Source organism: Micromonospora sp. NPDC023966, from assembly GCF_040639095.1.
Lineage (GTDB): Bacteria > Actinomycetota > Actinomycetes > Mycobacteriales > Micromonosporaceae > Micromonospora.
Window position 1 is genome coordinate 1 of sequence record NZ_JBEZZJ010000066.1, and the last position, 9729, is coordinate 9729.

The window sequence follows — 9729 nt, forward strand, 5'->3', positions numbered from 1 at the left end:
GGAACTCAGATCGAAGAATCACGCGGTGGCCGCCTCACGTCTACGCCAAGCCCACCTCAACGGGCCTGCCACACACCACTCTGCGGGACGCAACTATCGCCTCCGCCACGCTGCGGTACGGCGCAATCGGGACCGACGACGACCCACGCCGCATCGCAGATGGCAAGAAAGGGCTGCCCTACAGGCTCTGCGAGTGGCCGTGCGAGACGCGCGCGACCGCCCCGACGCAGCGCCAGTCCGCAGCGTGCCGGCCTCGTGGCGGCTCGCCGCTGGTTGATTCCACCCCAGACCAAGCCACCGACGGGGCTGTGATACTCCCCCGAGATTCGGTTCGATTCCACCACTCGTCGAGCCCGTCTGGATCGAGAAAGAAGCCGAGCGCGCGATCCGCGCGACGACGGGATTGGACGAGGGCGGGCCGCGTTCCCCCTGCTCGGCGTCGAGTGACGGCTGGATGACGGTGAGGCTTCGTCATAGTCACTCATTGGGCCGGGTGGTCGTGTCGCTGTGCGAGTTGCGCGCAGCGATGACAGTGAACGCGGTGGCGAGGACGGCAAGTGCGACGTACCCGAACGCGATGTGCGGCACCGAGAAGACGCTGGAGAGTTGAGCGGCGATGAGGCTGGGAATGGTCGCGCTGCTGTAGCTGAGGAGATATACGACGGCGAAGATCGGTGCCCGGTCCTGCAGGGTGCTGCCGTACAGCAGGCCGCGGGTGGCGGCGCTGATGGCGATGCCTTGAGCGGCTCCCGCAACGATAGTTGCGGTGATGAACAACGGCAGTGTGGCGGTGGCAATCGCTGTGATGATGCCGATCCATCCGGCCAGGAAGGCGATCATGCCGATGCGTTGAGCTGCCGCCGGTGAGAACCGGCCGCCAAGGGGGGCGCCCAGAGCGCTGGGGCCCATGTATGCGGCGAACACCAGTCCAAGGACGAGCGAGCTGTTGGTGTGAAGTTGATCTTCGACCAGTGCGGGCACGAAGGCCTGGTAGAAGGCCCCTGTTGCCCAGGTGGCTAGGAACACCGCGGCCGCGACGGGGAGCAGATGCCGGACGCGGACCGGTACCCGAACGCTAGGGCCCAGTGAACGCCAACCGCCCGGCGAGGGAGTCACGGTCTCCGGGCTGATGGCCAAGAGCGCGGCAGACAGTAGGAGCAGGCTGATGACAACCAGGTAGATGAGGTCACGTGGCCAGGGGCCGAATTGGACCAGGGCACCGGAGGCGATGGCGCCCACGGCGAGACCGAGCATGACTGTTTGGCTGGAAGCGACGGAGGCCAGCCAGGTCGGCCTGGTGGGTGCGGCGTCGACGATGTAGGCGGTGAGGCTGCTGCTGGCCAGCCCGGCGCCGAGGCCCATCAGGAGCCGACCGGCGATCAGGATGCCGATGTGATGCACGTTCAACAGCAGCAGACAACCCAGTACGAGCAGGCCGAGGCTGGCGATCGCCGCAGGCCGTCGACCCACATGGTTGGACAGTCGTCCCAGCACTAGCAGTGTGCTGAGAGTAGCGGCGGAGTAGGCGACGACGGTCAGGGAGATGCCGGCGTTGGTGAACCCGTCCTCGGCCCGGTAGATGTTGAAAAGAGGGATCGTCGAGCCCACTGCGGCAAACACGGCCACCAGTGAGACCACCGCAGATAAGAATGCAAGCCGGAGCGTTCTGTCCCGGCGGCCCAGGTTAGTCGCTAGGGTCACGTGTTGCATCGAGCCGTCTTTCTCTTGTTCTGAACCATGCCGGCGCTTCTGGCGTTGTTTCGGGGTGGGCACGTCTACGTGCCAGGCCACCCCACGCCTCGTTGCGATCTCCTCATTCCCTCCGGGCGAGTGTCACGATCCGTGCCGCCACAGCGGCGAGCACGGCGGAGGTAAGGACAATGAAGCCCGCCGTGAGGAACACCATCTGCAAGGTTGTCGACGAAACAAGGATCGCGCCGAGGCCAGACCCTGCCGCCAGGGCTATCTGAAGGTTCGTCACATTCACCGCCGACGCGGCCTCCGGGGTTTCCGGGGCCGCGTCGAGTATCCAGACCAGCGTTCCCGGGTTCACGATTCCCCAGAACAGGCCCCACAGCACGAGCAACAGGCCAGCCAGCCAGGGTAAGGAGCCCGCGCACGCCAGCCCGATGAGTAATGCGGCCACCACCGTCGCCGCCCCGGCGAAGCTGCCGATCACTCCGCGCTTGAACAGCGATCCGGCGACGATTGAGCCGACGATGCCACCGCAGCCGTAGATGACGTAGAGCAGGGAGATCACGCCGCTGGACAGTTGCGTGTGGTCCATAAGAAAAGGGGTGATGAACGTCCAGGCGGTGAACTGTCCGATGAATACCACCGCGCCCGCTGCCATCCCAAACCGGGCGGCCCGTCGCGTCACGACTCCCATGAGATCACGCAGGTGCGTACGCCCGTCCGGGGGAATACCCGGCAGCACGACCGTCTGCGCAACCACGACAAGCAGTGTCGCCGCCGCCGCAATGGCGAAGGCGAGACGCCAGCCGACGAGGTTGCCAAGGAACTGTCCCGCAGGCAGACCCACCACCGTCCCACCTGAAATACCCGCCGCGATGATGGTGATGGCGCGAGTGCCGCCGGCCCGGCCCACCAGCTTGGGTCCGACCGGTGAGACCACGGTCCAGAAGGCTCCGAGGGTGGCGCCGAAGAGCATACGGGCGATCAGCACCAGGGCGAAGTTCGGCGCCACCGCGACGACCGCGTTCGACACAAGCACCGTCAGACCCAGGACAAGGATGACCGAGCGCCGGTTGAAGCGGCTGGAACCGAGGAAGAACAGCGGCGCTGACACCGCGGCGCTGAAACCAGGCACGAGCACCATCAGCCCTGCGAGGCCGAGCGAGACATCCAGTCCGTCGGCAATCTGCGGCAGCAGCCCCACCGGAAGCGTCTCCGTCATGACGATGACGAACGCGCCGAGCGCGAGCGCACCAACGGACGCCCAGCCCCGCCTGCTACCGGGCTCCGCGGTGGCGCGGACAGCTGCAGGCTCGATCGGGACGGCCGCGGTGCACGACGATGACGTGACCACGGACACCTGCGATGCGTGGTGTGCCGGCGTCGCCACTTCGGGTTCGATCACATTTTCTCCTCACTTATCGCATGCTCCTGACAGGGCTCTTCTGTAAGCACCCGAGGATGTTCCGCGCGAGTCATGCGGGCATTCAAGACAACTCACGTTGCGATATAGCGGCATGAGAACCAGCGCGCGGCCGCCCGGTCGACATGGTGGCGGGTCAGGCGCCCGGAGCGATCGCGCAGGCGGAGACGCAGACCCAGGTGCCCTCGCGCTTCTGGTACACGTCCGTGTACAGCGCTTCTTGCACCACTCCATCGGCGATCATGGTGTATGTGACGCGGCCGTGGATCAGCGCAACGTCGCCGAGGATGCGGATCTTGAAGTCGCGCAGAGCGATGTCTTCGATGGGTCGGGGCTTGGCGATGTATTCGAGGTACTCCTCGCGGTTGCGGGTGACACCCGGCGTCTGCACGATGAAATCTTCGGCGAGGAATTCACTGAAGCGCTTGGCATCGCTGGCCTCGTCCGAGTGGATGTAGTCGAGGTTGAGTTGTTCGAGGATCGCCAGATCTTCGGCGCGCCGCTCGGTGTCGTTCAGTTCTTGCTCCTTCTTGAGGTTCGGCTTTCGGCGAAGCTGGATTGTCGTTCCGTGCCGTATGCGGTGCTGGCGTGGGCGGTTGTTCCGTCTAGGTGGTGTCGGATTCGTCGCGCCGTTTGCCGACTATGTCGCAATCTCGGTCGGGCCTCGATGCCCGCCACCGCAGTCGGTCCGCGGCTGATGGCTCCTGCACGCTCCGTCCTCGAGTAGCGGCAGGCGGTTGCCCCGAGAAGTTCGGCCGCTCCGTCGACCACGAGGCGGCGTGGACTACTTGGTCCAGCCTAAGATGTCGCTGCAACCACTCGCAAGCGGGGTGCGCCTGGCCCTGACCATGCCCGGGTCTGCGGCCTTCATCGGTCGTGAGCAGGTCAGGGCGGAAGCGTGATGGCATGGCTTGCTGGTGCACACGATCATCCGGCATTCTCCAGCAGCGCTTCCGGGAACCCGTGTCTGGACTCTAGCGTCCGGTTGTCGGTTAGAATGTAGCAGTGAGTTCCCCCCGCTTTGATGGAGCGGTGGTTACCTGCTGCGGGCTGGTGCAGGGGTGGCGATAGTTGGTTCGGCCGGTTGGTTATGGCGGGTGCGCCAGGCGGGCTCTTACTCGTCGCGGCTGAGGTAGCCAAGTCCCCTTTGGATGCGGCCTGTGTTGTACCAGCCGTCGATGTGGGCGAAGATCGCGTTCTCGGCCTCGTCGCGGGTCCACCAGGAGGTGCGGTAGACCAGTTCGATCTTCAGGGTCGACCAGAAGTTCTCCACCCGCGTTGTCGTACGAGTCGCCGACGGAGCCCATTGAGGGCAGGATCCCAGGTCGGCCGGTCGTCGTCGGCCGGTGGCTTGTCCAGCCACAGGACCCCGACGCCGACGCCGAAGCCTGGGAAGTCGGCGGTGGTCAGCGCGCGGAAGCCGCCATGGTCGCGGGCGAGCGCCCGGATCGCGTCGAACCGTGTGCCGGTCCGGTGGCTGAACCCGGCCGGGATGACGGCCACCAGCCGTCCGCCCGGTTTCAGCAGCCCCTACGCCAGCGTGACGTGCTCGATCCAGATGGAGTCGGCGCCGGCGACGGTGAAGGGTGGTTCATCACCACGGCGCCAAACCGCGGTGGCACGGTTGTCGGCGTACCTCTCCAGCGTGGTCTGTCGGCAGCCGGCGCCGCTGCTCAGCAGTACGGCGAAGCGCGCCCGGTTCGGCTCCAACGCCAACACGTCCAGGTCCCAGTTCGCCTTCAGAATCTCGTGCACGATTGCGCCGTCCCCGGCGGAGGGCTCCAGCACCCGGGCTTCCGCCGGCGGCGACGCCAGGTCGGGAACTCCGGCCCCGCAGATCCGCTCGGCGAGCGCTGCGGGCGTCGGTACGTACCCTTCGGTGTGCCGGTCGGCGACCGCCTGGCCGTGAGTAAGGATCCGGCGCGCGACCTGAGCCGCTGGGCCTGGGAACACCCACCCCTCCGGTCGACGGCCGCGCTGTTCCAGGCCGCCACGACGGGACCCGGCCGGGCCGGGATGCGGTCACCGTGAGCCCGGCCCGGCCGTGTGCCAGGGCGGCCGTGAGCGGAAGATCGCCCGGCCGCTTCGCTGCCGACCGGTCAGCGGCGGCGCAGCGCCGGGTCGAGCAGAGCGGGCGGGGTGTCGTTCTTCTCGTGGGCGGCGAGGTCGACGCCGGGAGCGACGATCGCGTCGATCGCGTCCAGCACGTCGGAGGAGAGCACGGTGTCCGCGGCGGCGAGCTGCGAGCGGAGGTGTTCCGCCGTGCGAGGGCCGATGATCGCGCTGGTCACGCCCGGGTGCGCGGTGACGAATCCCAGCGCGAGTTGGACCATGCTGAGCCCGGCGTCGTCGGCAACCGTGGCGAGCTGCTCGACGGCGTCGAGTTTCGCGCGGTTGGCGGGGATGCTGGTGTCGTAACGCTGCTGCATGAAGCCCGAGCGGTTCGTGGTGATCTCCTGTCCGGCGCGGATCGCGCCGGACAGCCAGCCCGATGCCAGCGGGCTCCAGGCGAGCACGCCCATGCCGTACTCCTGGGTCACGGGCAGCACGTGGGTCTCGATGCCGCGCTGCAGGATCGAGTAGCTCGGCTGCTCGGTCACGTAACGGCTCAGGTGCCGCTCCCGGGCGGCCCACTGGGCCTGCACGATGCGGTAGGCCGGGAAGGTCGAGGAGCCGAAGTAGCGGATCTTTCCCGAGCGCTGCAGGTCCGTCAGCGCCGACAGCGTCTCCTCGTCGCTCGTCGTCGGATCCCACCGGTGCATCTGGTAGAGGTCGACGTGGTCGACGCCGAGGCGGCGCAGGCTGTTGTCCAGCGCGGTGACCAGCCAGCGGCGCGAACCGCCCCGGTGGTTGCGCTCGTCGCCCATCGGCAGTGTGGCCTTGGTTGCCAGCAGGACATCGTCCCGGCGGCTGGCGATGGCCCTGCCGACCATCTCCTCGGACTGGCCGCCGCTGTAGACGTCGGCGGTGTCGATGAGGTTGATTCCCGCATCGAGTGCCGCGTCGACGATGGCCGTGGCCTCCTTCTGGGTGGTGTTGCCGATCCTGCCGAAGTTCATCGCACCGAGCACGAGGGTGCTGACCTGCACACCCGTGCGGCCCAAGCTGCGGTAGCGCATGACTGGTCCTCCTCAAGACGTGGAGCGCGCGTCGGCTGGTGGTTGGTCCGCCGGGTCGGTACGCTCAACAAGCGGAACGTGGTTCCGATAAACAACATACGGAACACTGTTCCGGATGCCTAGTGGTGTGACGGAGGTAACGGAGCCTTGGCCGACATCGAGAGCGCCGCCGAGCGACCGGTTCCGCGCAAGCGAGCGGACGCGCGGCGCAATGAGAAGGCCCTGCTGGACGCCGCCGCGGCGGCGTTCGTCGCCTCCGGGGTCGACGTGCCCGTACGCGACATCGCCGCGAAGGCGGGGGTTGGCGTGGGCACCATCTACCGCCACTTCCCCACCCGGGCCGACCTCATCGTCGCCGTCTACCGACACCAGATCGAGGCATGCGCCGAGGCAGGTCCGTCCCTGCTCGCCGGCGGCGGCACACCGCACGCCGCCCTGGCGCGGTGGATCAACCTGTTCGTCGACTTCCTGATCACCAAACACGGCCTCGCCGCGGCGCTACGGTCCGACGACGCCGCCTTCCAGGCCCTGCACGCCTACTTCCTCGACCGCCTGGTCCCGGTCTGCGACCAGCTGCTCGACGCCGCCGTCGCAGCGGGCGAGATCCGCGCCGACATCGACGCCTACGGACTGCTGCGCGGCGTCGGCAATCTCTGCATCGGCGCGGGCAGCGACCCCCGCTACGATGCGCGCCACCTGGTCGAACTCCTGCTCTCCGGGCTTCGCCTTCGCTGAGCGCAGGTCCCGTCGTCAGATCGGCTCTGCGGGGTTCCCGCACGTCGGAGGACGGGCCGATCGTCAGTAAGAGGCAGTCGAACGTGGGGGTGCGTCTCGGAGGGGCAACACAGACCATTGCCCCACCGCCGATGACGATCGGCAAGACCTTGAGACTCACCCAAGTCTAGTTCGTCGGTGCCCCTTCGGGCCCGCCGCAGAGCTCAGCAAGCACGCAGCCCGCGCGGCGGCCACATCGAAGACGACCACGCCCGGCGGGCCGGCCAACTCCGTCTCGGTCTCACTCGTCGGCTCCTAGCCCACGCCCAGATCCTTAGCGATCGGGCCACGCTGCGCGCCACCGACCCTTGCCATTCGTTGTCGCGGATCTTCGCCCCGGCCGGATGTCCTCTCCCCCACGATGCGGCGACCCGCAACCCTGCTGGTGCTGGCGGACCTGCTGGGACTGTGGATCTAACGGTGTTTCCGGCCTGGCCCGCCGGGCGTGGTGCCTGGCGAGGAAGGTGCCGTGATCACCGCGACACTGAACGATGTGACTCCACGGAAGAGGAAGCCTGAGCCATCGGCGGAGGAGCAGGCCGCCGCGGAGCTGGTTCGGCTGGCCAAGGAGCAGGGCTGGTCGCTGACCGGCCCGGATGGGCTGCTCAAGCAGTTGACGAAGACGGTGCTCGAGACCGCGCTGAACGAGGAGATGACCGAGCATCTGGGCTATGAGAGGCACGATCCTGCCGGTCGAAGCGTTCGGCCGTGGACGATATCGCCCGGGTTGGTGTGATGCTTGATGATCGGGCCAAGCTCGCTGAGGCGGCCCATGCTTTGAAAGGCGGTGACCCGGTTCAACGAGCGAAGGTCGCGCTTGAGAGGGAGGGCGAGGCGCAGGAGGCTTCGTTCGAGCTGACTACAGCCTGTGCTAACGCGGGCCTCGTCTACTAGGAGTTGCGACCGCTCTGGTTGGGTCACTGTTGGTCGTCCTTCGATGGCCTGGCGAGACGGGCTGGACCTGGCCCTCATCGCCCCCTTGACCCCCAGGCAACCAACGCGGCTCCGCCACCTGCTGCTTCACCCGTCTCTCGCCGCTATGGCGTCCCCCGTCGTGCGTCCTCGTCCACCGGCGTCCGTCGTGATCGTCACTCAGATAGTCACTCAGTGCGCCGGAGTCATCAGTGGGCTGGGCCTACGGCCGCTCGTAGCCACAGACGTCGTACAGCCAATAGTCGAAGTACCTGCGAACCGTGCCGCTGTCGCGCGGATCCAGTGCTAGCCACTCGCGGGCGGCGCGAGCCATCTCGGCGAAGGCGCGTTCTTCCTCGTCTGGCTTGAGTTCAACCCAGTCGGTGAGCGCGCCCCGTAGGCAGTAAATGCTGCCTGCGTACTCGCCGATGGTCATGACATCGAGCGTTTCGCCCATGAACTGCAATCCGAGGCCCTACGGGTCGTCCGCGCGAAGGATCTGTTCGGCGAGGCCGCGAGTGCGTTCCAGGTAGGCCGACCATGCCTCGTCATCTGAACTGCCCACACGCCAGAGGATCACATGCAGCCAGGTCCCGCTGCCATCTTGGCGCTGTCCGTGCGGCCGGCCGCCTGCGCGGCGGGCCTGAGGTCCAGAGCGCGACGCGCCGGCACGGTCGCCGATGCCCCGGAGAAGTTCGCCTCGCGACCCGTTCGGTGTGAAGGAATGATCGTCCCGCGGTGAGCTGGCGTCATAGTCACCTTCAGGGGCGAGAGCGGTCCGCGATAGTCCCTGTGCGTCCGGCAGAATCTGTCCCCGTCGTCACTCCCTCTGTCACCAAGCGGATCGGCATGCACTGTTGCCATTCTTTGAATCGACAGTGACTGAGAGCGCCCTGATAGGAGAGACTGAAATCCTATTGTCGAACGGGGACACAATGACTAATTCAGGCATTCCCAACGCCCTCGGCGCCTCCACCAGCCTCGGCAAGGCAACTCTCAACGCCCTCCGCCGCTCCGTCGGGACGCGGGCGCGCCGGCTTCTACTCGCGGTCACCCTGCTGCTGGGACTGGTAGCCGCCGCAGGGCTTGGTATGGCCGGCCCGCCTGACGATCGCACTTTCGCCAACCTTTCCGACGCGGCACAAAGCCTGATGTCCATCATCGTGCCGGCCTTCGGCATCTTGCTCGCCCGAGACCTGAAGCGGGCACCCGGGACCACCCGCCTCACATCCACCCTGCTGGCCGCAACGCTGCTCGCCGCCGTCGTGGGTCTCTTCGGCCTCCTGGTGTGCGTCGTAGCCCTCACGATGACCACGTCGAGCGCTCAGGAGCCGTGGCGGCCCGTCGGAACCATCGCGGTAGGTAGTGTTCTCGTCCAAGTGGTGGCCCAACTTGTGGGCACCGGACTCGGCCTGCTGATGCGGCGTCCCGCCATCGCTTTCATCGCCACCATCATCCTGCCGCTCGGCCTGTGGTTCCTGCTGGGTGCCATCGACGTCCTCACGCCGGCCCAAGCCTTGACTCCGTATTCCTCCGTCCGGCACCTGCTCTCCGGCCAGATGAGTGCACTGAACTGGGTCCAGTGGTTCGCCGTCCTGCTCATCTGGGGTGTGGGTTTGAACGCCCTTGGCGGGGCGCGGCTCCGGCAGAGGAACCATGACAGCCATCCCGCCCCAGCCCTCGGCGAGCAAAGCCGATCACTAAGCCAGTAGCCATCCCGATGCTGACTCGAAAATCGGTGAGTGGGTGGGCAGGCGGCAGCACCCGGCGGAGCGCAGCGGAGCCGGGTCGGGTTGAGGGCTTCTG

At 67.0% G+C, this 9729-nt stretch carries 9 protein-coding genes and 1 pseudogene; 3 read left to right on the forward strand and 7 right to left on the reverse strand.

The genetic code is table 11. The features are described 5' to 3' along the window. Window positions 1–477 precede the first annotated feature (477 nt). The 6 genes from AB0F68_RS34690 to AB0F68_RS34715 all read right to left on the reverse strand — a co-directional run bounded on the left by AB0F68_RS34690 (window position 478) and on the right by AB0F68_RS34715 (window position 6237). Complete coding sequence (locus tag AB0F68_RS34690) at window positions 478–1638, reverse strand: MFS transporter (RefSeq protein WP_357346039.1); 1161 nt, start codon at window positions 1636–1638, stop codon at window positions 478–480. A 175-nt stretch (window positions 1639–1813) separates the two neighbouring features. Further along, window positions 1814–3100, reverse strand: a complete 1287-nt coding sequence (locus AB0F68_RS34695; RefSeq protein ID WP_357346041.1) for an MFS transporter — start codon at window positions 3098–3100, stop codon at window positions 1814–1816. A 154-nt stretch (window positions 3101–3254) separates the two neighbouring features. Further along, complete coding sequence (locus tag AB0F68_RS34700; protein WP_357346053.1) at window positions 3255–3695, reverse strand: nuclear transport factor 2 family protein; 441 nt, start codon at window positions 3693–3695, stop codon at window positions 3255–3257. A 537-nt stretch (window positions 3696–4232) separates the two neighbouring features. Further along, window positions 4233–4391 carry an IS3 family transposase gene (locus tag AB0F68_RS34705; RefSeq protein ID WP_357346043.1) on the reverse strand — a complete coding sequence of 53 codons (159 nt, stop codon included), beginning with the start codon at window positions 4389–4391 and terminating at the stop codon, window positions 4233–4235. A 257-nt stretch (window positions 4392–4648) separates the two neighbouring features. Beyond that, window positions 4649–5071 carry a hypothetical protein gene (locus AB0F68_RS34710; RefSeq protein WP_357346045.1) on the reverse strand — a complete coding sequence of 141 codons (423 nt, stop codon included), beginning with the start codon at window positions 5069–5071 and terminating at the stop codon, window positions 4649–4651. Window positions 5072–5217: 146 nt separating this feature from the next. Further along, window positions 5218–6237 carry an aldo/keto reductase gene (locus tag AB0F68_RS34715; protein ID WP_357346047.1) on the reverse strand — a complete coding sequence of 340 codons (1020 nt, stop codon included), beginning with the start codon at window positions 6235–6237 and terminating at the stop codon, window positions 5218–5220. A gap of 156 nt (window positions 6238–6393) precedes the next feature. Here AB0F68_RS34715 and AB0F68_RS34720 point away from each other — a divergent pair, with 156 nt between their 5' ends. Together AB0F68_RS34720 and AB0F68_RS34725 are read left to right on the forward strand one after the other, a co-directional pair. Continuing rightward, window positions 6394–6972 (forward strand): TetR/AcrR family transcriptional regulator, encoded by a 579-nt coding sequence (locus tag AB0F68_RS34720; protein ID WP_357346055.1) that lies wholly within the window; start codon window positions 6394–6396, stop codon window positions 6970–6972. Window positions 6973–7504: 532 nt separating this feature from the next. Then, window positions 7505–7705: pseudogene (locus tag AB0F68_RS34725) on the forward strand (transposase); the annotation flags it as partial. 441 nt (window positions 7706–8146) lie between these two features. Here AB0F68_RS34725 and AB0F68_RS34730 read toward each other — a convergent pair. Further along, a complete protein-coding gene (locus tag AB0F68_RS34730; RefSeq protein WP_357346049.1) occupies window positions 8147–8380 on the reverse strand; it encodes a hypothetical protein in 234 nt (77 codons plus the stop codon). Window positions 8381–8858: 478 nt separating this feature from the next. Between AB0F68_RS34730 and AB0F68_RS34735 the strand changes: the two genes are divergently transcribed. Next, a complete protein-coding gene (locus AB0F68_RS34735) occupies window positions 8859–9635 on the forward strand; it encodes a hypothetical protein (RefSeq protein ID WP_357346051.1) in 777 nt (258 codons plus the stop codon). Window positions 9636–9729 lie beyond the last annotated feature (94 nt).

What these genes read in the sequence shown, in the direction of transcription:
- AB0F68_RS34715 (WP_357346047.1), bottom strand. Translation starts at nt 6,237, where the DNA reads ATGCGCTACCGCAGCTTGGGCCGCACGGGTGTGCAGGTCAGCACCCTC.
- AB0F68_RS34730 (WP_357346049.1), bottom strand. Translation starts at nt 8,380, where the DNA reads ATGGGCGAAACGCTCGATGTCATGACCATCGGCGAGTACGCAGGCAGC.
- AB0F68_RS34735 (WP_357346051.1), top strand. Translation starts at nt 8,859, where the DNA reads ATGACTAATTCAGGCATTCCCAACGCCCTCGGCGCCTCCACCAGCCTC.